Raw genomic sequence first — 21,403 nt, 5'->3', positions numbered from 1 at the left:
ATGACCACGCCAGCAGAACTGCTTCCCGACGCTTCCAGCGATACGGTGGCCGAGCCGACCCTCGAGGAGCGCCGGTTCACCGAACTCATCGAGGCGGACTCCCGGGTCGAACCGCGCGACTGGATGCCCGCGGCCTACCGCAAGACGCTCATCCGCCAGATGTCCCAGCACGCGCACTCGGAGATCATCGGCATGCAGCCGGAGTCCAACTGGATCACCCGGGCGCCGAGCCTGAAGCGCAAGGCGATCCTGATGGCGAAGGTGCAGGATGAGGCCGGTCACGGCCTGTACCTCTACTCGGCCACCCAGACGCTCGGCATCACCCGCGACGAGATGACGGAGCAGCTCATCGCCGGTAAGGCGCGCTACTCGTCGATCTTCAACTACCCGACTCCGACCTGGGCAGACATGGGGGCCATCGGCTGGCTGGTCGACGGCGCGGCGATCTGCAACCAGGTGCCGCTCTGCCGCGCCTCCTACGCGCCGTACGGCCGGGCGATGGTCCGGATCTGCAAAGAGGAGTCGTTCCACCAGCGCCAGGGCTTCGAGATCCTGCTCGAGCTCATGCAGGGCACCGACGCCCAGAAGAAGATGGCGCAGAACGCGGTCGACCGCTGGTACTGGCCGTCGCTGATGATGTTCGGGCCGCCCGACGACGACTCCCCCAACTCCGCGCAGTCGATGGCATGGAAGATCAAGCGATTCTCCAACGACGAACTGCGCCAGCGCTTCGTCTCGATGCTCGTGCCCCAGGCGGAGGTGCTCGGCGTGACGCTCCCCGACCCGGACCTGCGCTGGAACGAGGAGCGCAGCGCGTACGACCTCGGCGAGATCGACTGGACCGAGTTCCACGAGGTGCTCGCCGGCCGCGGCCCGTGCAACGCACAGCGCCTGCAGCGTCGGCGCGACGCCCACGAGGAGGGCCGCTGGGTGCGCGAAGCAGCAGCCGCCTACGCGAAACGCCAGGCCGAACCGCAGGCGGTGGCCTCGTGACGACGACGCCGACGCCCGCACCCGCATCCGAACCGACGCAGGAGCCCGGCCACACCGAGGCCTGGCCGCTCTGGGAGGTGTTCGTGCGCTCCAGCCGCGGGCTCAGCCACGTGCACGTCGGATCGCTGACCGCACCCGACGAGATCATGGCCGTGCGCAACGCCCGCGACCTGTACACCCGCCGCAACGAGGGCGTCTCGATCTGGGTCGTCCCGTCGGAGGCGATCACGGCCAGCGATCCGGATGCGAAGGGCGCCTTCTTCGAGTCCCCGGCCGGCAAGAACTACCGTCACGCGGTCTACTACACGAAGAGCGAGGGGGTGAAGCACCTGTGAACCAGCGCATCACCGTCGACGGTCTGGACCTCGCGAGCGAGGTCATCGACTCCGGCTCCGCGACCACGGAGGACATCGCCGAATACGCCCTCTGGCTCGGCGACGACTCCCTCGTGCTCGCCCAGCACCTCGGCGACTGGATCTCGCGGGCTCCGGAGCTCGAAGAGGATGTCGCGCTCGCCAACATCGCGCTCGACCTGCTCGGCCACGCGCGGTCGCTGCTGCATCACGCGGGCACCGCATCCGGAAAGACCGAGGACGACCTCGCCTACTGGAGGGATGAGGCCGAGTTCCGCAGCGCCCACCTCTTCGAACTGCCGAACGGTGACTTCGCACACACGATCGCTCGCCAGCTGGTCGCCTCGCACTACCTGTTCGAGCTGTACGACCGGTTGCGCGCATCCGCCGACCCGACGCTCGCCGCGATCGCGGCCAAAGCGGTCAAGGAGGTCGACTACCACCGCGACCACTCCGCCCAGTGGGTCCTGCGCCTCGCGCTCGGCACCGCGGAGTCGCGCCGTCGCATGACGGTCGCGCTCTCCGATGTCTGGCCCTACGTGGACGAGCTGTTCGTCGACGAGCCGCTGTATGACCGGCTCGAGGGCATCGCTCCGCTTCCGTCGTCGCTCCGTCCCGCCTTCGACGCGGCCGTCGCTCCGGTGCTGGCCGAGGCCGAACTGGACATCCCGCGCGGATTCGTCTCGAGCGGGGGCGGCCGACGCGGCGCGCACACTGAGCACCTCGGTCCGCTGCTGGCGGAGATGCAGGTGCTCGCCCGGCAGCACCCCGGAGCGACCTGGTGAAGGCGGCGACGATGATCGACACGATGCCCGCCGCGCCTCTGCTCACCTCGGCACCTGCGGCCCCCGCCCCGCGCAATCGCGGCGTGCTCGCCCAGCAGGCGTGGGCGATCGCAGCTGAGGTCGCCGACCCTGAAGTGCCGGTGCTCACCATCGACGACCTGGGCGTGCTGCGCTCGGTCAGGGTCGGAACCGACGAGGTCACCGTCGAGATCACGCCCACGTACAGCGGATGCCCGGCGCTGGAGGCGATCCGCGACGACGTGGTGACCGCGCTGACGGCGGCCGGCTATGAGAACGTCGTCGTGAACATCACGCTCTCGCCCGCCTGGACCACCGACTGGATCTCGGAGGCGGGCCGGGCGAAGCTCGAAGAGTTCGGCATCGCGGCCCCCAGCGGCCGGTCGAGTGTCGCCGGCGGACCGGTGCGGATGCGGATGTCCGTGAAATGCCCGCAGTGCCAGTCGCTGAACACGCGCGAGCTCTCCCACTTCGGCTCGACCTCCTGCAAGGCGCTGTACCAGTGCCTCGACTGCCTGGAGCCCTTCGACTACTTCAAGGTGCTCTGACGTGGCGGCAACGAACCTGGGCACGAGGAAGCGCGCGAGGTTCCACACCCTGACCGTCGCCGATATCCGCCCGCTCACGAGCGCGAGCGTGGAGGTGACGTTCGAGGTGCCCGAGCAGCTGCACGGCGCCTACGACTACGCGCCCGGGCAGCATGTCGCGTTGCGCGCGACGATCGACGGCCACGAACTGCGGCGCAGCTACTCGATCTGCCGGCCGCCGACACCGGGCTCGATCAGTGTGGCGATCAAGCGCGATCTGGGCGGGGCGTTCTCCACCTGGGCCAACGAAGAGCTGCGCGCCGGCGACCGGATCGACGTGATGAGCCCGCAGGGGACGTTCACGACCGACCTGGAAGACCTCGACGACAAGCACATCGTCGGCATCGCGGCGGGCTCGGGCATCACGCCGCTGATGTCGCTCGCACACACGGTGCTCGCGCGCAGCGAGACCTCGCGCTTCACCCTCGTCTACACGAACCGCACGGCCGTCGATGTGATGTTCCTCGAAGAGCTCTCCGACCTGAAGGACCGCTATCCGGCACGGCTCGCCCTGCACCACGTGCTGTCGCGCGAGCAGCGCTCGGCGCCCTTGCTGTCCGGCCGCATCGACGAAGAGCGGCTTCGACGGATGCTGGAGACGATCATCCATCCGGCCGCCGTCGACGAGTGGTTCCTGTGCGGACCGTTCGAGCTGGTGCAGCTCTGCCGCGACACGCTCGAGAGTGTGGGCGTCGACCGGGCGCACATCCGCTTCGAGTTGTTCACGACCGGCGACCCTGTGCAGGTGGCCGGGGATGTGGGGCGGCCGGTGCTCGTGCATCCCGGCGAGAAGTCGTTCGAGATCGAGTTCACCCTCGACGGGCAGACGGCGACCGTCACGACGCCGGTCGACGCGAACGAGTCGGTCCTGAACGCCGCCCTGCGCGTGCGCCCCGACGTGCCGTTCGCCTGCGCGGGCGGGGTCTGCGGCACGTGCCGCGCCCGCCTCGTCTCCGGCGACGTGCGGATGACCGAGAACTACGCGCTCGAACCCGAGGAGCTCGAACGCGGCTACGTTCTGACCTGCCAGTCGCATCCGCTCACCGACAAGGTCGCCGTCGACTACGACGTGTGACCGCCGACGAAAGGACTCCCCTGTGATCGACCTGACCATCGCCGACGGCGTCGCCCGGATCGTCCTGAACGCACCCGAGAAGCTGAACGCCCTCGACGCGGGGGCGCTGGGCGAACTGGCGGACGCGTACGACCGGGCGGAGGCGGCCGAAGTCCGCGCGCTGGTCCTGCGCGGGGAGGGGCGGGCCTTCTGCGCCGGCCGGGACATCTCGGCGGTCGACCCGCGGACCGACGACGTGTCCGGCTACCTCGACGGGCTGGTCACACCCCTGCTCGAGCGGATGAGCGCCTTCCCTGCCCCGACGTTCGCCGCAGCCCACGGCGCCTGCCTCGGCGTCGGGCTGGGGCTCCTCATCGCGACCGACGTGGTCTACGTCGCCGACACCGCGAAGATCGGCTCACCGTTCGCGGCGCTCGGGGCTACGCTCGACTCCGGAGGCCACGCCCTCTTCTTCGAACGCCTCGGCGCGCACAAGACCCTCGACCTGATCTACACGGGCCGTCTGATGTCCGGCACCGAGGCCGTGCAGTCCGGACTGTTCAGCCGCGTCTTCCCCGCCGACGAGCTGGCGGATGCGGTCGGGGCCGCCGCGACCACAGCCGCGTCGGGGGCGACCGCGGCCTTCCTCGCGAGCAAGGAGCTCATCCGTGCGCTGCGCGACCAGCGCCTGGGCCTCTGGGAGTCGATGAGCGCCGAGAACGCCGCGCAGGCCGCCCTGTGCGACACCGACGACTACCGGGAAGGTTTCGCCGCCTTCCAGCAGAAGCGCACGCCGACCTTCGCCGGCCGCTAGCCCGGCACCGGTCAGCGCGCAGCCCCGAGCACCCGCGCCTTCTGCTCGTCGAACTCCGCGTCGGTGAGGATGCCCGCGTCGCGCAACTCGCCCAGCTGGCGGAGCTCGTCGATCATGCTGAGGCCTCCGGGTACGCCTGCAGGCCCGGGAGGCCGGACGGGCGCAGCGGCCGCGGGCGCAACCGCTGCTGGCGGGAAAGGCTCGGGTGCGGCGGGCGCGTACGCAGGCATCGGATGTCCGGCGGCCGCCGCATCCTGCTGCGCCCATCGCGTCTGCTGCCTGCGCTGGATCCTGCCGTGGACACTGCTCGCGACGGCCACCGTCGCGACCGTCTTCAGAATCCCCATCGGTCAGCCCTCCTGGCCGTCAGTGCGGTCCAGGGCCGCTTCGAGGTCGTCGGGAAGGATGGGTCCCTCCGCGACGACGCTCGCACCGTCGCGTTCCCAGCTCTCGACGGCGGCCATCAGCGAGCGGTCCTCGTAGACGACGACCGCACCGAGGCTTCCGGGTCGCATCCGCGACGCGACCTCCGCGATGTCGTCGTCCTCGAGGAGACCGGAACTCGCTCCGGAGAAGTAGGTGAGCGCCGCATCCGGGTCGAATACGACATCCTCAGCATCGATCGAACGCGAGTGCCCTCCGTCGTCGACCGAGATGAATTCGACGTCCAGGATCAGCACGGTTCCGCGTTCGGCAGCATCGCGCAGGGCGGCGAAGCCGCTGTCGACGATGCGGCCCTCCGGAAACTCCACCACGACGAAATTCAACGGCCCGGTCGATTGCGCATACGTCACATCAGCCACAAGCACGCGCCTCCAAGCCCCCGATGAGCCACAGGCTACGCCCGCGACACGGTGGCGTCCACTACGTGCCGCGCGCCATCCGGCGATCAGGTGTGCTGCGGCACATCGACTTCCGGTCCTGCTGCATCGACGATGCGAGCATCCTCTTGCTGCGACGGCCCCGTTCCGCCCGTGTTGCGCAACAGCACGATCAGCCAGCTGAAGATGAGCGTGAACGCGACGAGTTCGACGGCGGTCAGGTTGTAGTAGCCCGAGATGAAGAAGACGGCCAGCACGACGATCACGCCGACGTAGACGTAGCCGAGGATGACGAACACCCGGGGGATGGACGGGACGAGCCACGGGAAGGCGATCACCAGGACCACGTAGACCACCGCCATCCCGCTCGCCGAGGAGTTGTGCACCGCCTCGTTGCGGTCGAGCGGGAAGGCGCCGACGCACGCGAGGAGGATCCCCATGACCATCAGGGCCACCCGCGCCAGCGTGCGTCCGCGTGCCTCGGCCCGCGTCGAAGCCGGGAGCGGGGCCGTCGCGTAGTGGGCGATCGTCGTGACCATCACGCCGGCGATGATGAGCGTCACATTGAAGGTGAGCGATGAGATGTCGTTGCCGATCCCGAGAGTGCTCAGGTTCTTCTGCCACCACAGCGGATCGGTCGCACTCATCATGGCCGTGATCGCGCCGCTCACGATGAATGCGGCCAGGACGAGCGACAGCAGCATCGGGCTCAAGTGGACCGACGACAGGAAGACCACGTAGGCGGTGAGCGCAACCGCCACACCGGCCAGGATGACCGCCGAGAAGCTGAAGACGACGGCCCCCTTGAAGCTGACGGCCATAAGGGCGGCGAGTCCGGTCCAGGCGAGCAGGGCGATGACCCCGTGGGCGAGTGCGAGGGCGCCGACATCGAACCAGCGCAGACGCACGCCGGCCGAGTCGTATTCGGCATTGTCGAGGCTGCCGAGCCGCGATCTGCGGGTGCGGAGGACCATCCGGGCGAACACGAACACGACGAACGCGGTGATGCCGCCCGTGATGGCGACGAACTGACCGAGAGAACCGTGGCCGGAGATCGGCAGGTCCTTCCCGCTGAACGTGATGGCCGCGATGATCGCGGCGACCACGAAGACGGCGGCCCCGACGACCAGGGCCGCGGACTCCAGGGTCTGCCTGCTCTCCGCGGGATGACGGAACACCCGCCCGAGCGTCTGCGGCTTGCTCATCGCGCCCTCTCCGATCCACCGAGACGGGCCTCGGCAGGCACAGTATGCCTTTCGGGGCGCACGAGCTACATCATCCGGTTCGGATGATGTAGTGCCGCCGAGCCGCGGCATACATTCGTCCCAATGGTGCTCCCGCCGGGCGCGCCCCTACCGAAGGGCCCTCCGATGAACTTCTGGGATTTCCTCTGGCTATTCTTCTGGACCTACATCTTCATCTCGTTCATCATCATCCTGTTCCAGATGTTCGCCGACCTCTTCCGCGACAAGAACCTCAACGGGTGGGCGAAAGCGCTGTGGATCATCTTCCTGGTCTTCATACCGTTCCTCGGCGCGCTGATCTACCTGGTCGTCCGCGGACGCGGGATGGCCGAACGGCAGGCGGCACGCATGATGGTGGCCCAGTCGGAGAACGACGCGTACATCCGCACCGTCGCAGCCTCCTCGGGCCCGTCGCCGACCGATGACATCGCCAAAGCGAAGGCGCTGCTCGACTCCGGCGCTATCAGCCAGGCGGAGTATGACGCCCTGAAGGCACGCGCCATCGGCTGACCTGCCGTAACCACGCTGAAACCGACGAGAGAAAGGACGATCGCATGTTCTGGGGATTCATGGGCTACCTCTTCTGGACCTTCGTCTTCGTCGCCTACCTGATGGTGCTCTTCTGGATCATCGCGGACCTCTTCCGCGACGACTCGGTGAATGGCTGGGGCAAGGCGATCTGGATCATCTTCCTGGTGTTCGTGCCGTTCCTGACCGCGCTCGTCTACTTCATCGCGCGCGGATCCGGGATGGAGGCCCGCCGGTCCGGTGATTTCGCGTCCGCCCGATCCGAGACAGACGCCTACGTCAGGAAGGTCGTGACCACACCGGCCGCCGACCAGATAGCCCAGGCGAAACAGCTGCTCGACGACGGCACGATCAGCGCCGCCGAATTCGAGGTGCTGAAGGCGCGAGCGCTGTCCTGACGTACGCCTGAACCGCCTATCGTCCCGCCCGAGCCCGGCACCCGAGCCCGGGCGGGACGTTCAGTGGATGACCGCCTTGAGCAGGATCATCGCCACACCGAACAGCGCAGTGCCGAGGGCGCCGAGGATGCGCACGAGCCAGGAATCGCCACGCAGGGAGAACACGATGAATCCCAGGACTGCGAGAATGATGACGCCCAGCCACAGTGCCGCCCAGATCGCCGTCTTGTCGTCGACGGCCTGCGTCGCGCCGAGCAGCAGCACGATCGACGGGGGCAGGGCGGACGTCAGGAAGCCGACCGAACGCCGGAGCGCACGCCGGAACGCCGTCAGGAGTGAATCGTCTCCCTCCAGCTCCCCCTCGATACCGTGGCCCGCGATCGTACCGGCATAGACATGCGCGGCCCAGAACACCACGACCGTCCCGAAGACGCTCAGGAAGACCTGCCAGCTCGTCGCGCCGTACGACCCCGCCACGACGATCATGCCGCTCACCAGTACCGTGCCGTAGACGGATTCTTCCGTGATGTAGTCCAAGCGCGCACGGCGAAGCGCGCCGGAGGACAGCCTGCTGGTCTGCGTCATTTCTCCCCGATCTCACGACACGCCTAAGTATCGCCCGCACACCCGTTGCATCGGAAGAGGACCACATGAACGAGTATCCGCTCATCGCTGAACACGGCCTCATCGGAGACCTCCAGACGGCCGCCTTGGTCGCCACCGACGGAACCATCGACTGGTTCTGCTCCCCGCGATTCGACTCGCCGAGCATCTTCGCATCCCTGCTGGATGCGGAGCGCGGCGGCCACTTCAGCATTCGGCCCTCGACCGAGACGTTCCAGGCGAAGCAGCTCTACTTCCCGGACACGGCCATCCTCGTCACCCGATTCCTGACGGAGAAGGGAGTGGGCGAGCTCGTCGACTTCATGCCGACGACCGACGAAGCGGCCAGCGAACGGCACCGGCTCGTGCGCGTCCTGCGCTGCGTCAGGGGAGAGATGGAGTTCGACGTCGAGGTCGCCCCGCGTTTCGACTATGGGCGCCGGAGCCACCAGGTCACTGTGGGCGACGGTGTGGCCACGTTCACCTCGGATGCGACGGTGCTGACCGTCAGCCTCGTCCGCGACCCGGGAGACGAAAGGCTCGCAGAGATCGACCCGTCACCGGAAGGGGACCTCCGCGCCAGCGTGCGGCTCGTCGAAGGCCAGATGCGTGGGATCATCCTCGAGACCTCTCCGACCGGCGCTCCGGCCGTCGTCCCCGTCGCGGAAGCGAAACGGCTCTTCGACGACACGGCGAAATTCTGGCAGGACTGGATCGACCGGTCGACCTACACCGGACGGTGGCGCGAAGAGGTGGAGCGTTCTGCGATCACCCTGAAGCTGCTCACGTACGCTCCGACCGGCGGACTCGTCGCTGCGCCGACCGCCGGCCTCCCTGAGCAGGTCGGCGGCGAGCGCAACTGGGACTACCGCTTCACCTGGGTGCGCGACGCGTCCTTCTCTGTGCGCACGCTGGTGCGGCTCGGCTACCTCGAGGAGGCCGCCGCCTTCGGCGTCTGGCTGCGCGACCGCGTCACGGAGCAGGCAGGAAGCGCAACCGGCCCGCTGAACATCATGTACCGGGTCGACGGAGATCCGGAGCTCTCCGAGGAGACCATCGACGGATGGGAAGGCTACCGCGGCTCCTTCCCGGTGAGGATCGGAAACGGTGCCGCGGGCCAGCTGCAGCTCGACATCTACGGAGAGGCCCTCGACGCCGTCTACCAGGTCGACCGCAGCGGGATCGAGATCGGCCAGCCCGGATGGCAGGCGATCACCCGCCTGCTCGACTGGCTCGCCGACAACTGGGACCAGCCCGAGGAAGGCATCTGGGAGACGCGTGGGGGCCGGAAGGACTTCACGTACGGCCGCCTCATGTGCTGGGTCGCGTTCGATCGCGGCATCCGGCTGGCCACCTCCCACGGCCGCCCAGCACCTCTCAAGCGGTGGCGGTCGGCTCGTGACGCGATCTACAACCAGATCATGGAGAAAGGATGGAACGAAGAGCGCCGCGCTTTTGTGCAGCAGTACGGCGAGACGGTGCTCGACGCCTCCCTGCTGAAGATGGCCCAGGTCGGCTTCATCTCGCCGCAGGACCCGATGTGGCTGGATACGCTTCGCGCGATGGAAGAGGAACTCGTCTCCGACAGTCTCGTCTACCGGTACGACCCCAGCGCCTCCCCCGACGGCCTCCGTGGCTCGGAGGGGACCTTCTCGCTGTGCACATTCCTGTACGTGGATGCGCTGGCACGCGCCGGCAAGCTGGCCGAAGCGCGCCTCACCTTCGAGAAGATGCTCACCTATGCCAACCACCTCTCCCTGTTCTCGGAGGAGATCGCTCTGACCGGTGACCAGCTCGGCAACTTCCCGCAGGCCTTCACCCATCTCGCACTGATCGACGCTGCGCTGACGCTGAACGAGCGGCTCGACGGACATCATCCCGATCGGGTGATGTGAGCATCCGTTCGCTCGCGATAGCTTCCGAACACGATGCACCACAAAGCATTCAGGAGGGGTAATCATGAGCACTACGAAAACAACCGGCTGGCTCGGGTGGGGGCTGTTCGCGGGTGCGATCATCCTCATCAGCGGAGTCTTCAGCGTGATCCAGGGGTTCGTCGGCCTGATCGCGCCTGACACCTACTACGTCAAGACCACTGGCAGCCTCTTCATGTTCGACGTGCAGGGCTGGGCCTGGTGGACGCTCATCATCGGCATCCTGCTGGTGCTGGTCGCCCTCGCGCTGTTCGCCGGGCAGATGTGGGCGCGGGTCATCGCGGTGATCCTCGCATCGCTGAGCGCCATCGGCAACCTGCTCCTGGTACCCGCGCAGCCGTGGTGGTCGCTGATCCTCATCGGCGTCGACATCCTCATCATCTACGCCCTGACAGCGCACGGGCACGAGCTCGGACGCCGCGAGTAGTTCGCGTTCCGCCCCGCCGCACTACTTCCGTCCCGGCGCACGTGATCCGTCTCGTGCGCCGGGACGAAACACGTGCGGGAGCAGCCCGAGACAGCAATGACCGTCGGGAGTTGCATCATGGCCACGAAAGACTCGGCACGACCGCCACGCATCAAGCGGTCCGTCTACGAAGCGGAACTGAGCCGCCTGCAGGCCGAACTCGTCACGGCGCAGGAGTGGGTCAGGGCGACCGGCGCCCGCGTCCTCGTCATCTTCGAGGGGCGGGATGCGGCGGGCAAGGGGTCCGCTGTCAAACGTGTCACCGAGTACCTCAACCCTCGCGTCGCCCGCATCGTGGCGCTTCCGATCCCTACCGACCGGGAACGGGGCCAGTGGTACTACCAGCGCTACATCCAGCACCTGCCGACGAAAGGCGAGATCGTGCTGTTCGACCGGTCCTGGTACAACCGGGCCGGAGTGGAGAGGGTGATGGGCTACTGCACGCCGGAGGAGTACAGGCGATTCCTTCACCAGACGCCGATCTTCGAACGGCTTCTCGTCGAAGACGGGATCATCCTGCTCAAGTACTGGTTCTCGGTGTCCGACCGCGAACAGGAGGCGCGGTTCCGGTCGAGGATGAGTGACCCCATGCGGCGCTGGAAGCTGTCCCAGACAGATCTGCTCTCGATCACGAAATGGGTCGAATATTCGAAGGCGAAGGACGAGATGTTCGTGCACTGCGACATCTCCGAGGCGCCGTGGTGGACGGTCGAGAGCGAGGACAAGCGAGCCTCCAGGCTGAACATGATCAGCCACCTGCTCTCGCAGATCCCCTACCAACATGTCGAGCCTCCGCACGTCAACTTCCCCCCACGCCCGCCGGCGGCCGACTACGAGCGACCGCCGTTGTCACTCACGCGCTACGTGCCCGACATCACGTCCGCGCTGCATCGCCGCCGCGGGTCCGAGTGATCGTGCCCAAGGTGGCGCCCGGCTAGCGTGGACTTCATGGCTACTCCCACACTCGTCATCCAGACCGTAACGATCCCCGTCGCCGACCAGGAGCGCTCACTCGCGTTCTACCGCGACGTCCTCGGCTTCGAGGTGACGGCCGACAGCTCCTACGGGGATGCGCGCTGGCTCTCCGTCGCCCCCGCGGGCAGCTCCGTCGACTTCACGCTGCACCTGCCGTTCACCGGTCAGGCCGGACCCGGCTGGCAGCAGGGCATCGTGCTCCACACCGACGACATCGCGTCGGTGGTCGCAACGCTGCGCGCAGCGGGCGTCGAGGTGTCCGAGCCCGAGGCGGAGGGCTGGGGCACGCAGTCGCAGTTCGCCGACCCCGACGGGAACGGGTTCGTACTGCTCCAGCAGGGCTGAGGCGCCCGACGGCGGTCACCGGATGCGACAGGGGGCCCCGCCATCGGCCGGACCCCCTGCGTACCCATCGGACTCTAGAGACCCGAGAGCACCTGCTGCTCGATCTGGTCGGCGACCTGCTTGACCTGCGAGCCGTAGCCGCCCTGCAGCGCGGTGGTGGCGATGCTCTGCACATCGCCATCCCGTGCCGAGGCGGGAGCCGTGGCCAGCTTCGAGAGGTCGTTGCGCAGCGAGTCCGGCAGCTTGGACGCGAGTTCGGAGTCGCCGGTCACGGCCTTCGCGACCTGCGCGCCCTCCGCGCCGAGCTGCGTGCCCGTGAAGACGGAGCCGCCGAGAAGCTGCTTCGCCAGGTCGGGCAGATTCGGCGCGAGTCGGGACTCGTGGAGACCCGTTGCTTTCAGATTCTTCGCGAGCGACCGGATCGCCGTGCCGTAGTCTCCGGCGAGCGCCGAGGACGGGATCTTCCGCGCCTCAGCGGTGCGGTGATGCACCGACGCGTCCTTCAGCGCGGTGAGGTCCCCCTGCAGTTCGCTCGGCAGGAGCGAGAAGACCGCGTGGTCGGAGACGATGGCACGTGCGACCGCCTGGGCCTTCGCACCGTTCACGTCACCGTGCGCGGAGAACAGGCCGTGCAGGTCGATGCTGTCGTGGCCCGCGGATGCTGTGGCCGAGACGGAACCCGAGCCGACGGCCGGGTCCGTGGTGGCAGCGAACGCTCCCTGCGCTCCCGCACACACCAGTGCTCCCGCCGCGAGCACGGAGGCCGCGCCGACGGCGAACCGCCGGGGGCCGAACGCGCCGCGGGTGGCGGTGGAGATGTTCTCGGAGGTGTTCGTTTCGTTCTTCACGTGGATCCTTTCCGTTGCCCCCGACCGGTGTGGCCGAGGGCATCCGGAGACACTACGAGACCTGTCTGGACCGCGTGTCAGTATCCCCTTCGAGTTCGCCAAGGGCACTGGAGGATGCGCGCCGACCGCGGTAGAAGGAGCGGATCCGGCTCCCACGACCGTGTCTCCACCAGAGCGGACCCTGTCGACGCAGGACGTCGCCGACTCACGACTCAGGCCGCGTGCAACTCGCGGATGTTCCGCGCTTCGACGTGGGCGTCGATGTAAGCGTGCACAGCCTTGTCGAGGTGATACTGCGTGTGACCGAGGCGGGTGGCGTGCGAGGCGACGACCTGTCGAGCGGCGGCCCTGCGAGCCCGAACGCGGACCAGTGACACCAGAGCGCCGACCAGAACGGCAACCGTGAGCCCCGCCGCGAGCCACAGGACGATGGTCATCCAGCCTGCGGGGATGCCGGCCATCGACGCGGCCCAGTAGCCACCGGCGATCGCCGCCAGCGCGAGGACAGTCACCTGCGGCGTCCTGCCCGCGAGCGCGAGCGGCTTCGCCTCGAGCACTCGGCGGGCGTCCTCGATCTCCCGCTCGTGCTGCCGGCGGCGATCCTTCGCCCACCGGAGGTCTCGCTCCATACGACGGACGAGGAGTTGCGCACTGTCATGCGTGTGATTATGAACCTGATACACAGACGTTGTCCTTCGGGTTGACGTTGCTGTTACCCGTCAGCATGCCAGTAGACCTGCCCGTGCGCTAGACACATCTGTCTGTCCACGCCGAAATGCGCCGCGAACTGGGGGTAGGACGACGCATCGCGCTGTCCACAAGGGGGCTTCGAGCCCGGGGATAGCTCTCACAAGAGCCGGATTCGGCGGCGTGCACGACGAATCCGGCCGCGCGCCGCAGGGACGGCGGCGCGCGGTACCAGCACAGAGCCGGCCACGGGACTCGAACCCGACAACGCATCGCGTTGTCAACAAGGGGATTTCGAGCCCCGGGGATGGCTCTCACAAGAGCCGGCCACGGGACTCGAACCCGTAACCCCCGCTTTACAAGAGCGGTGCGCTACCAATTGCGCCAGGCCGGCCTGAGACGGCTCGCCCGTCTCGCCTGTCAATACTAAAGGGAGCGACGGCCTCTCGACGTCACTTGGACGGTGACGGACTGGGCGTCGCCGTCGAGTACGCGTCGCCCTGGGCCTGCAGCACGAATGCTTTGAAGTCGTCCGGGCTGGTCAGCGAGCCGGTGTACTGCTTGCCGTTGACGATCACCAGCGGAGTACCGGTCAGCTTGCTGACGTTGGAGTTCGGGATGGGCCCTGCCAGCGCCCGGTCCGTCGCGTTGGCCACCCACGTCGTGTAGGTGCCGTCGTCGATGCATTTCTCGATCGAACTGACGTTCTTGGCGCCCGCAGAGCTCACGTACCCCTTGAGTTGCGCATCCGTCAGCCCCGCGCTGCCTTCCTTCGGCTGGTTCGCGAACAGCAGGCGGTGGAAGTTCCAGAACTGGTCGCCCGAGTAGTTGGCGACGCAGGCTGCAGCGTTGGCTGCACGGAGCGAATACTTCGTCCCAGAGGAGTGACTGGTGAGAATGGCGATCGGGTGCACTTCGACGGTCGCGGCGCCGGACTTGGCCCACTCTTCGAGTTGGTCCCCGTTGGTCTTCTCAAACTCACCGCAGAACGGGCACAGGTAGTCGATGTAGAGACGGATGCTCACCACGCTTCCCGACGGGTCCGGTGTCGAGGCGATCGGGGATGCGTCCGCCGCGAGCGACTCCGTCGGAACGACCTTCAGGCCCGTGCCGACTACGACCCCGTCGCTGGCCATGTTCGCCGGTCCCGGAACGGGCGGGCGGATGGCGCTGACGATGATCAGAACGACGACTGCAACGACCGCAAGGACGCCGACGATGATCCCCGACTGCAGGAAGACCCGGTTGCGCCGATCGCGCTTCTTCTGGTCCTCACGGAGCTGGCGAGCCTTCTCCCTGGCCGCCTCGCGCCGATCGTTTCTCGAGGGACGGCTGTCGGTCGGTCCGCCGTGGGTCATTGATTTTCGCTCCGGGGGTTTGGATGGGGCAGTTCACAGTTCATGCAAACGCAAGGGAGATAGTAGTTCGGCAGTCTGGGAAACGACCAAACGGCTCCTGAACCTGAGCGGTGGGCCCCATGAGAGAGCGTGTAACCGGCATCGCCGCCCATGACATACTATGGGTCGTGGTCGCTGTAGCCCATATGGGGCAGCACCATATCCATTCACTACGGATCGTCCGGCACGTACCTGCCGGTGAAGGAGTCAGTACAACATGGCGTCAGTAACGTATGACAAGGCAACCCGCCTCTACCCGGGTTCCAATCGCCCCGCGGTCGACGAGCTCGACCTGCAGATCGCTGATGGCGAGTTCCTCGTCCTCGTCGGTCCCTCCGGCTGTGGAAAGTCCACCTCCCTGCGCATGCTCGCGGGCCTCGAAGAGGTCAACGACGGCAACATCTTCATCGGTGAGCGCAATGTGACGGATGTTCCGCCGAAGGACCGCGACATCGCGATGGTGTTCCAGAACTACGCTCTCTACCCGCACATGACCGTCGCTGAGAACATGGGCTTCGCCCTGAAGATCGCCGGCGTCAACAAGGATGAGCGCGCCGCCCGCGTCCTCGAGGCCGCGAAGCTGCTCGACCTCGAGCCGTACCTCGCCCGCAAGCCGAAGGCCCTCTCGGGTGGTCAGCGTCAGCGTGTCGCGATGGGCCGTGCGATCGTCCGCAGCCCTCAGGTGTTCCTCATGGACGAGCCGCTGTCGAACCTCGACGCCAAGCTCCGCGTTCAGACCCGCACCCAGATCGCGTCGCTGACGCGTCGTCTCGGTGTCACCACCGTCTACGTCACGCACGACCAGACGGAGGCTCTGACCATGGGCGACCGCATCGCGGTCCTCAAGGACGGCGTCCTCCAGCAGGTCGGCACCCCGCGCGACCTGTATGCGCAGCCGAACAACGTGTTCGTCGCCGGCTTCATCGGAAGCCCGGCCATGAACCTGTTCTCGGCTGACGTGGTCGACGGCGGCGTCAAGTTCGGCACCACGGTCGTCCCGGTCGAGCGCGAGACGCTGGCCGGCGCCGGCACCGCAGTCACCATCGGTGTCCGTCCCGAAGACGTGGTCGTCTCGACCACGGAGAACTCGGGCCTGAAGGTCGCGGTCGACCTCGTCGAGGAACTCGGCGCCGACGGCTACCTGTACGGACACTCCGAGATCGAAGGCAAGCGCACCGACATCGTCGGTCGTGTCGACGGTCGCATCCACCCCAACGCGGGCGACGTCGTCTACATCACGCCGAAGCCGGGCCACGTGCACGTCTTCAACGCGGAGTCGGGCGAGCGCCTCGGCGGGGCAGTCATCGACTGATCCGTTCCATCTGTTCCACGCGCGGTGCCGCGACTCCTTCACGGGGTCGCGGCACTACGCATTTTGCGGGCTTCCCAGCCCCGTCCGATAGGTTTCTTGCATGAGCGGCTCACTCAACATCACCGCGGCCACAGTGGATCCGGCCCTCCTCGATCTTCCGTGGAACGTGCCGCTCGACGAGTGGTCGAACGACCACATCGCCATCCTGCCGAAGGGCATCTCCCGCCACCTGGTGCGATTCGCCAACCTGTCCGGTTATGTCATCGCCATCAAAGAGACGTCGGCGGAGCTCGCGAAGCGCGAGTACGAGATGCTCCGCACGCTGCAGCGTGTCGACATCCCCTGCGTCGACCCGGTCGCCGTCATCAACAACCGCACGGATGACGAGGGCGAGCCGCTGAAGGCGGCTCTCGTCACTCGTCACCTCAAGTTCTCGCTCCCCTACCGGGCCCTCTTCTCGCAGACGCTCCGGCCCGACACCGCGACGCGCCTGGTGGATGCGCTGGCCGTATTGCTGGTGCGCCTGCACATCGTCGGCTTCTTCTGGGGCGACGTCTCACTGTCGAACACCCTCTTCCGCCGCGACGCCGGCGCGTTCGCCGCGTACCTGGTGGATGCGGAGACCGGCCAGCTCTACGACGGCGGCCTCTCGAACGGGCAGCGCGAGAACGACCTCGAAATCGCCCGAGTCAACATCGCCGGTGAACTGATGGACCTCGAAGCAGGCGGTCGGGTCGATGAGGAACTGGACCCGATCAAGGTGTCGAACGGTATCGTCGCCGCGTACCGGTCGCTCTGGAAGGAGCTCACCGGCAGCGAGTCGTTCGCTTCGTCGGAGCGCTGGCGCATCAGCAAACGGGTCGACCGGCTGAACGAGCTCGGTTTCGACATCGAGGAACTGGCGATCAAGACGGATGAGAAGGGCACGACAGTCCGCATCCAGCCGAAGGTCGTGGATGCCGGACACCACCAGCGTCGGCTTCTCCGGCTGACCGGGCTGGACGCGCAGGAGAACCAGGCGCGGCGTCTGTTGAACGACCTCGACTCGTACGCCGCCACTCTCGGCAAGGCTGGACTCGACGAGGAGGCGATGGCGCACGAGTGGCTGATGCGTGTCTTCGAGCCGATCGTTCGGGCGATTCCTTCCGACCTGAAGGGCAAGCTGGAGCCGGCGGAGGTCTTCCACCAGCTTCTCGAGCACCGCTGGTTCATGTCACAGGATGAGGACCGCGACGTTCCGCTCGCCGAGGCACTCAGTTCGTACATCAAGGATGTGCTGCGTCACCGCCGCGATGAGGCGACCGTGATCGGTCCGCCCACCGAGACGCTGAGCATCCCGGTCATAACGGGCGCGATCGGCACGATCACCGACGACGAGGACGACTGGCGCGCGAAGGTTTGAGCACGGGGCTACTTCTTGGCGCCGGACCGGAGGCGTGAGATCTCGTAGAGCGTGACGCTCGCCGCGATTCCGGCGTTGAGCGACTCGGTCGCGGCACTGATCGGAATCGAGACGATCGCGTCGCAGGTCTCGGTGACGAGCCGCGAGAGGCCCTTGCCTTCGCTGCCGACGACGATGACGACGGGACGATCTGCAAGCTCGAGACCCGGCAGCGAAACGTCCCCTCCACCGTCGAGACCGAGCACGAAGACCCCGCGCTCTTTCATCGCCTTGAGTGTTTGCGTCAGGTTGCTCGCCATAGCGACAGGTGTACGCGCCGCCGCTCCCGCAGACGTCTTCCACGCCGAGGCCGTCATACCTACCGAGCGGCGCTGGGGCACGACGACTCCGTGGCCGCCGAACGCAGCGGTGGACCGGATGATCGCGCCCAGGTTGCGGGGGTCGGTGATGCCGTCGAGGGCGACGAACAATGGCTTCTGGCCGCGGCTGATCGTCAGGTCGAGAAGCTCCATCGGGTGCGCGTACTCGTACGGCGGGACCTTGAGCGCGACACCCTGGTGTACCGAGTCACGCCCGGCGATGCGGTCGAGCTCGGGACGCATGACTTCGAGGATCGGGACACCCCGGCCGGTGGCGATCGAGAGGATCTCCTTGACGCGGTCGTCGACCACGATGCGTGAGGCGATGTAGAGCGTCGACGTGGGGATCTTGGCCCGCAGTGCCTCGAGCACCGAGTTGCGGCCCGTCACGACCTCGCTCTCGTCGGCGGCTTTGGGCCGGCGCGTCTGCGTTCGGGGGGCCGACTCGGTCCGCCCGTTCCGCGTCTGCTGGCCGGGCTTGCCCTTGCCACCGGCGGCCGCATACCGATCGCGGGCCGCCTTCGCTTTGCCGGCGGGGTGGTAGGGGCGGTCCTCCGCCTTCGGGGTCGGACCTTTGCCTTCGAGCGCCTGGCGACCCTGGCCGCCTGATCCGACCTGGGGGCCGCGTCGTGCTTTGCGCACCGCACCCGCGCGGGGCTTTCCGCCACTGTTCTTCACTGTTCAACACTCCAATGCGCACCCGTCGGGGTGTCTTCGATGGTGATTCCGGCGCCCACGAGTTCGTCGCGGATCCGGTCGGCTGCCGCGAAATCGCGATCCGCTCGCGCAGCCTGCCGGTCGTCGAGCAGGCGCTCGACGAGCGCGCTCAACGCCGAGCGTGCGACCGAGTCTCCCGCGGTGTTCCATTGCGGGGCGAGCGGGTTGATGCCCAGCACGTCTGTCATCGCGAGGACCTGCCCGCGTGCGATCGCTGCCGCCTCCAAGTCTTCCGCATCCAGTGCCGCGTTTCCTGAACGCACGGTGTCGTGCAGGACCGCGAGCGCCTGGGGCACGGCCAGGTCGTCGTCCATCGCTTCGGCGAAGGCCGCGGGGACGACCGGCGCGCCCGACCCAGCGAACCGCGTCGATGCCAGCCGTCGGTCGACGCGTTCGAAGAAGCCGGCGATCCGCTCGAGCGCGGCCTCGGCCTCGGCGAGCGATCCATCCTGGTAATCGATGGTCGACCGGTAGTGCGCCGCCCCCAGGTAGTAGCGGATGACCAGTGGCCTGGCCTGGCCGAGCAGATCGGACGCGTAGAGCGAATTGCCGAGGGACTTGCTCATCTTCTGACCGTTGACGTTCACAAGCCCGTTGTGCACCCAGTAGTTGGCGAAACCGTGGCCCACCGCCGTCGACTGGGCGAGCTCGTTCTCATGATGCGGGAACCGAAGGTCGAGGCCTCCCCCGTGGATGTCGAAATTCGTGCCGAGGTAACGCTCCGACATCGCCGAGCATTCGATGTGCCAGCCGGGCCGGCCGGAGCCCCAAGGACTCGGCCAGGACGCCGACTCCGGCTCATCCTCTTTGCGCCCCTTCCACAGGGCGAAATCCCGAGCGTCGCGTTTGGCCCGCGGGTCAGCGTCGGCCGCGGCCTCCATGTTGTCGATGCTCTGCCGGGTGAGCTCCCCGTAGGAAGGCCAGCTTTTCACGTCGAAATAGACGTCGCCCGATCCGTCGTCTGCGACGTAGGCATGACCGACGTCGATGAGTCGGCGGATGATGTCCTGCATCTGCGGGATGCTCGCCGTGGCCCGCGGCTCGTAGGTCGGTGGGAGCACGCCGAGCGCCGTGTAGCCGGCGGTGAACTCCAGTTCGAACCGGTAGGCGAGCGCCCACCACTGCTCGGCACTCCCCTCGGACTGCGCCGCAGCGGAGTTGACGAGGATCTTGTCGTCGATGTCGGTGACGTTGCGCACCAGCGTCACGTCGTAGCCGCGGTGGGTGAACCACCGACGCAGAATGTCGTAGACGAGCGCCGAACGCAGGTGCCCGATATGCGGCGACGACTGAACGGTCGGTCCGCAGAGGTACATACCGACGGCGCCATCCCTGATCGGGTGGAAGTCGCGGAGCGCCTGGGCCCGGGTGTCGTAGAGTCGCACAGTCACGCGTCTAGCCTACGGGCACGGCTTCGTCGTCGCGGCGCCGCTGGTTTTCTGTGACGAACGCTCCGCGCTCACGGGTTGTGGAGGAGAAGTGCGGTCGCGATGACGGCGACGCCTTCGCCACGCCCGGTGAAGCCGAGACCATCGGTCGTGGTCGCGCTGATCGACACCGGCGCCCCGACGAACTCGCTCAAGAGCGCCTCCGCCTCGCGACGCCGGGCTGCGAACCGCGGACGGTTCCCGATCACCTGGACGGCGACATTGCCGACCCGGAACCCCGCGTTCTCGACCAGCCGTCGAGCCTCGCGCACGAAGACCTCTCCGTGCGCATCCTGGAACCGCGGGTCATCGGTTCCGAACGTTCCGCCGATGTCGCCCAGTCCGGCCGCCGAGAGCAGCGCATCCGTGATCGCATGCGATACCGCATCCCCGTCGCTGTGGCCGGCGAGTCCGGCTTCACCCGGCCAGTGCAGGCCGGCGAGCCAGAGTTCTGCCCCCGGATCGAACCCGTGGGTGTCTGTGCCCACGCCGATGCGCGGGCTGCCGTCGCGGCGGGAGACGAGCTCCTCGGCTCGCCGCAGATCCCACGGGGTCGTGATCTTGAATGCGAGCGGATCCCCGGGAACGACACTGACGCCGTGACCGGATGCGCTCACCAGCGCAGCATCGTCCGTCGCCTCGTCCGTCGCCCGCGCATATGCCTCGAAGAGGTCGCTCCTCGGGAAGCCCTGCGGGGTCTGGACGGCGGAGAGCGCCGACCGGTCGACGGTTTCGACGATGTCGTGGCGTGCATCCACGCGTTTGACGGTGTCGCTCACCGGAAGCCCGGGCACGATGCCGTGTCCGCGCGCATCGACCTCCGCGACGACCCGATCGAAGAGGGTGCTCGGGGTGAGCGCGCGTGCGGCATCGTGGACGAGCACGACCCGGGCCGAGTCCTGAACCATCCCCAGGCCTGCGCGCACCGATTGCTGGCGCGTCTCGCCGCCGGCGACGACCGTGACGGATGCGGCGGCCACTCCTGCGACATCGGAAGCGATCAGCTCCGCGTCCGCGACGAATTCTGCGGGCGCGACGACGATGACCTGCGCCGGCTCGCCCATTCCCAGGACGGAATGCAGCGCCCGCGCCAGCAGTGTGACACCGCCGACGGGAACGAATGCTTTCGGTGTCGAGGCTCCCAGCCGCGTGCCGCTGCCTGCGGCGACGACGATCACAGCGATTCGCGGCCCGCTCGATTCGGTCATGCGTTCGAGCGTACGCGATCGCACCCGAGGTGGGCGTGCCGAAGACGAACGTGACCGTTCCGGACCCGCGTGGCAGTTCTACCTGTCACGCTCGACCGGAACGGTCACGTTCGATACCTGAGGCAGAG

General features: G+C 67.4%; 24 protein-coding genes and 1 tRNA gene. 14 read left to right on the top strand and 11 right to left on the bottom strand.

Going from position 1 to position 21,403, the window contains the following annotated elements; translation table 11 throughout:
• The 6 genes from paaA to ACV7NN_RS16090 are packed head-to-tail and all read left to right on the top strand — an operon-like array spanning window position 1 to window position 4,604.
• Complete coding sequence (gene paaA, locus ACV7NN_RS16115) at window positions 1–993, top strand: 1,2-phenylacetyl-CoA epoxidase subunit PaaA (RefSeq protein WP_463350571.1); 993 nt, start codon at window positions 1–3, stop codon at window positions 991–993.
• On the top strand, window positions 990–1,328 hold the full coding sequence (gene paaB, locus ACV7NN_RS16110) for a 1,2-phenylacetyl-CoA epoxidase subunit PaaB (RefSeq protein ID WP_463350570.1): 339 nt from the start codon (window positions 990–992) through the stop codon (window positions 1,326–1,328). Before paaA ends, paaB begins: the two co-directional genes overlap by 4 nt.
• Entirely contained in the window at window positions 1,325–2,131 is an 807-nt protein-coding gene (gene paaC, locus ACV7NN_RS16105; protein ID WP_463350569.1) for a 1,2-phenylacetyl-CoA epoxidase subunit PaaC, read from the top strand. Before paaB ends, paaC begins: the two co-directional genes overlap by 4 nt.
• 11 nt (window positions 2,132–2,142) lie before the next feature.
• Window positions 2,143–2,697 (top strand): 1,2-phenylacetyl-CoA epoxidase subunit PaaD, encoded by a 555-nt coding sequence (paaD, locus tag ACV7NN_RS16100; RefSeq protein WP_463350568.1) that lies wholly within the window; start codon window positions 2,143–2,145, stop codon window positions 2,695–2,697.
• A 1-nt stretch (window position 2,698) separates the two neighbouring features.
• Window positions 2,699–3,811, top strand: a complete 1,113-nt coding sequence (gene paaE / locus ACV7NN_RS16095; protein WP_463350567.1) for a 1,2-phenylacetyl-CoA epoxidase subunit PaaE — start codon at window positions 2,699–2,701, stop codon at window positions 3,809–3,811.
• Between the two features lie 22 nt (window positions 3,812–3,833).
• The gene (locus ACV7NN_RS16090; protein ID WP_463350566.1) at window positions 3,834–4,604 is read left to right on the top strand and encodes an enoyl-CoA hydratase/isomerase family protein; all 771 of its coding nucleotides are present in this window, start codon (window positions 3,834–3,836) and stop codon (window positions 4,602–4,604) included.
• An 11-nt stretch (window positions 4,605–4,615) separates the two neighbouring features.
• Here ACV7NN_RS16090 and ACV7NN_RS16085 read toward each other — a convergent pair whose 3' ends face one another.
• The 3 genes from ACV7NN_RS16085 to ACV7NN_RS16075 form a co-directional block, all read right to left on the bottom strand.
• On the bottom strand, window positions 4,616–4,951 hold the full coding sequence (locus tag ACV7NN_RS16085) for an SHOCT domain-containing protein (RefSeq protein WP_463350565.1): 336 nt from the start codon (window positions 4,949–4,951) through the stop codon (window positions 4,616–4,618).
• A gap of 3 nt (window positions 4,952–4,954) precedes the next feature.
• Window positions 4,955–5,407 (bottom strand): hypothetical protein, encoded by a 453-nt coding sequence (locus ACV7NN_RS16080; RefSeq protein WP_463350564.1) that lies wholly within the window; start codon window positions 5,405–5,407, stop codon window positions 4,955–4,957.
• A gap of 86 nt (window positions 5,408–5,493) precedes the next feature.
• On the bottom strand, window positions 5,494–6,630 hold the full coding sequence (locus ACV7NN_RS16075) for a DUF998 domain-containing protein (RefSeq protein WP_463350563.1): 1,137 nt from the start codon (window positions 6,628–6,630) through the stop codon (window positions 5,494–5,496).
• Between the two features lie 165 nt (window positions 6,631–6,795).
• On the opposite strand from ACV7NN_RS16075, the gene ACV7NN_RS16070 reads away from it, so the two are divergent.
• Entirely contained in the window at window positions 6,796–7,179 is a 384-nt protein-coding gene (locus tag ACV7NN_RS16070; protein WP_463350562.1) for an SHOCT domain-containing protein, read from the top strand.
• Window positions 7,180–7,223: 44 nt separating this feature from the next.
• Complete coding sequence (locus ACV7NN_RS16065) at window positions 7,224–7,595, top strand: PLDc N-terminal domain-containing protein (RefSeq protein WP_463350561.1); 372 nt, start codon at window positions 7,224–7,226, stop codon at window positions 7,593–7,595.
• 60 nt (window positions 7,596–7,655) lie between these two features.
• Here the strand turns inward: ACV7NN_RS16065 and ACV7NN_RS16060 are convergent, their stop codons facing one another.
• Window positions 7,656–8,180, bottom strand: a complete 525-nt coding sequence (locus ACV7NN_RS16060; RefSeq protein ID WP_463350560.1) for a hypothetical protein — start codon at window positions 8,178–8,180, stop codon at window positions 7,656–7,658.
• Between the two features lie 65 nt (window positions 8,181–8,245).
• On the opposite strand from ACV7NN_RS16060, the gene ACV7NN_RS16055 reads away from it, so the two are divergent.
• From ACV7NN_RS16055 to ACV7NN_RS16040, 4 genes are all read left to right on the top strand, one after another.
• A complete protein-coding gene (locus ACV7NN_RS16055) occupies window positions 8,246–10,093 on the top strand; it encodes a glycoside hydrolase family 15 protein (protein WP_463350559.1) in 1,848 nt (615 codons plus the stop codon).
• Between the two features lie 64 nt (window positions 10,094–10,157).
• Window positions 10,158–10,559 (top strand): DUF7144 family membrane protein, encoded by a 402-nt coding sequence (locus ACV7NN_RS16050; RefSeq protein ID WP_463350558.1) that lies wholly within the window; start codon window positions 10,158–10,160, stop codon window positions 10,557–10,559.
• 117 nt (window positions 10,560–10,676) lie between these two features.
• Complete coding sequence (gene ppk2, locus ACV7NN_RS16045; RefSeq protein WP_463350557.1) at window positions 10,677–11,510, top strand: polyphosphate kinase 2; 834 nt, start codon at window positions 10,677–10,679, stop codon at window positions 11,508–11,510.
• 36 nt (window positions 11,511–11,546) lie between these two features.
• Entirely contained in the window at window positions 11,547–11,918 is a 372-nt protein-coding gene (locus ACV7NN_RS16040; protein ID WP_463350556.1) for a VOC family protein, read from the top strand.
• Window positions 11,919–11,992: 74 nt separating this feature from the next.
• On the opposite strand, the gene ACV7NN_RS16035 is transcribed toward ACV7NN_RS16040, so the two are convergent.
• The 4 genes from ACV7NN_RS16035 to ACV7NN_RS16020 all read right to left on the bottom strand — a co-directional run bounded on the left by ACV7NN_RS16035 (window position 11,993) and on the right by ACV7NN_RS16020 (window position 14,811).
• Window positions 11,993–12,766, bottom strand: a complete 774-nt coding sequence (locus tag ACV7NN_RS16035) for a hypothetical protein (RefSeq protein WP_463350555.1) — start codon at window positions 12,764–12,766, stop codon at window positions 11,993–11,995.
• 212 nt (window positions 12,767–12,978) lie between these two features.
• Window positions 12,979–13,395 carry a hypothetical protein gene (locus ACV7NN_RS16030; RefSeq protein ID WP_463350554.1) on the bottom strand — a complete coding sequence of 139 codons (417 nt, stop codon included), beginning with the start codon at window positions 13,393–13,395 and terminating at the stop codon, window positions 12,979–12,981.
• A gap of 379 nt (window positions 13,396–13,774) precedes the next feature.
• Window positions 13,775–13,847: transfer RNA gene (locus ACV7NN_RS16025), tRNA-Thr, on the bottom strand.
• A gap of 58 nt (window positions 13,848–13,905) precedes the next feature.
• A complete protein-coding gene (locus tag ACV7NN_RS16020) occupies window positions 13,906–14,811 on the bottom strand; it encodes a DsbA family protein (RefSeq protein ID WP_463350553.1) in 906 nt (301 codons plus the stop codon).
• Window positions 14,812–15,067: 256 nt separating this feature from the next.
• Between ACV7NN_RS16020 and ACV7NN_RS16015 the strand changes: the two genes are divergently transcribed.
• Together ACV7NN_RS16015 and ACV7NN_RS16010 are read left to right on the top strand one after the other, a co-directional pair.
• Entirely contained in the window at window positions 15,068–16,162 is a 1,095-nt protein-coding gene (locus tag ACV7NN_RS16015; RefSeq protein WP_463350552.1) for an ABC transporter ATP-binding protein, read from the top strand.
• A 100-nt stretch (window positions 16,163–16,262) separates the two neighbouring features.
• Complete coding sequence (locus ACV7NN_RS16010) at window positions 16,263–17,564, top strand: DUF4032 domain-containing protein (RefSeq protein ID WP_463350551.1); 1,302 nt, start codon at window positions 16,263–16,265, stop codon at window positions 17,562–17,564.
• Window positions 17,565–17,572: 8 nt separating this feature from the next.
• Here the strand turns inward: ACV7NN_RS16010 and rlmB are convergent, their stop codons facing one another.
• From rlmB to ispD, 3 genes are all read right to left on the bottom strand, one after another.
• Window positions 17,573–18,601 carry a 23S rRNA (guanosine(2251)-2'-O)-methyltransferase RlmB gene (gene rlmB / locus ACV7NN_RS16005; protein ID WP_463350550.1) on the bottom strand — a complete coding sequence of 343 codons (1,029 nt, stop codon included), beginning with the start codon at window positions 18,599–18,601 and terminating at the stop codon, window positions 17,573–17,575.
• On the bottom strand, window positions 18,598–20,031 hold the full coding sequence (gene cysS, locus ACV7NN_RS16000; protein WP_463350549.1) for a cysteine--tRNA ligase: 1,434 nt from the start codon (window positions 20,029–20,031) through the stop codon (window positions 18,598–18,600). The genes rlmB and cysS overlap by 4 nt, the downstream gene beginning before the upstream one ends.
• Window positions 20,032–20,099: 68 nt before the next feature.
• Window positions 20,100–21,275, bottom strand: a complete 1,176-nt coding sequence (ispD, locus tag ACV7NN_RS15995) for a 2-C-methyl-D-erythritol 4-phosphate cytidylyltransferase (RefSeq protein ID WP_463350548.1) — start codon at window positions 21,273–21,275, stop codon at window positions 20,100–20,102.
• Window positions 21,276–21,403: the final 128 nt, after the last annotated feature.

It is taken from the genome of Leifsonia sp. Ger2509, assembly GCF_055231915.1.
The sequence above is the reverse complement of the archived record's forward strand: the minus strand, read 5'-3'. Positions and strand labels throughout refer to the sequence as shown.

Excerpts from the sequence above, each read along its gene's own strand:
- paaA (WP_463350571.1), top strand. The coding sequence starts at position 1 with ATGACCACGCCAGCAGAACTGCTTCCCGACGCTTCCAGCGATACGGTG.
- paaD (WP_463350568.1), top strand. The coding sequence starts at position 2,143 with ATGATCGACACGATGCCCGCCGCGCCTCTGCTCACCTCGGCACCTGCG.
- ACV7NN_RS16085 (WP_463350565.1), bottom strand. The coding sequence starts at position 4,951 with ATGGGGATTCTGAAGACGGTCGCGACGGTGGCCGTCGCGAGCAGTGTC.
- ACV7NN_RS16075 (WP_463350563.1), bottom strand. The coding sequence starts at position 6,630 with ATGAGCAAGCCGCAGACGCTCGGGCGGGTGTTCCGTCATCCCGCGGAG.
- ACV7NN_RS16070 (WP_463350562.1), top strand. The coding sequence starts at position 6,796 with ATGAACTTCTGGGATTTCCTCTGGCTATTCTTCTGGACCTACATCTTC.
- ACV7NN_RS16065 (WP_463350561.1), top strand. The coding sequence starts at position 7,224 with ATGTTCTGGGGATTCATGGGCTACCTCTTCTGGACCTTCGTCTTCGTC.
- ACV7NN_RS16060 (WP_463350560.1), bottom strand. The coding sequence starts at position 8,180 with ATGACGCAGACCAGCAGGCTGTCCTCCGGCGCGCTTCGCCGTGCGCGC.
- ACV7NN_RS16055 (WP_463350559.1), top strand. The coding sequence starts at position 8,246 with ATGAACGAGTATCCGCTCATCGCTGAACACGGCCTCATCGGAGACCTC.
- ACV7NN_RS16050 (WP_463350558.1), top strand. The coding sequence starts at position 10,158 with ATGAGCACTACGAAAACAACCGGCTGGCTCGGGTGGGGGCTGTTCGCG.
- ppk2 (WP_463350557.1), top strand. The coding sequence starts at position 10,677 with ATGGCCACGAAAGACTCGGCACGACCGCCACGCATCAAGCGGTCCGTC.
- ACV7NN_RS16040 (WP_463350556.1), top strand. The coding sequence starts at position 11,547 with ATGGCTACTCCCACACTCGTCATCCAGACCGTAACGATCCCCGTCGCC.
- ACV7NN_RS16030 (WP_463350554.1), bottom strand. The coding sequence starts at position 13,395 with ATGGAGCGAGACCTCCGGTGGGCGAAGGATCGCCGCCGGCAGCACGAG.
- ACV7NN_RS16020 (WP_463350553.1), bottom strand. The coding sequence starts at position 14,811 with ATGACCCACGGCGGACCGACCGACAGCCGTCCCTCGAGAAACGATCGG.
- ACV7NN_RS16015 (WP_463350552.1), top strand. The coding sequence starts at position 15,068 with ATGGCGTCAGTAACGTATGACAAGGCAACCCGCCTCTACCCGGGTTCC.
- ACV7NN_RS16010 (WP_463350551.1), top strand. The coding sequence starts at position 16,263 with ATGAGCGGCTCACTCAACATCACCGCGGCCACAGTGGATCCGGCCCTC.
- ispD (WP_463350548.1), bottom strand. The coding sequence starts at position 21,275 with ATGACCGAATCGAGCGGGCCGCGAATCGCTGTGATCGTCGTCGCCGCA.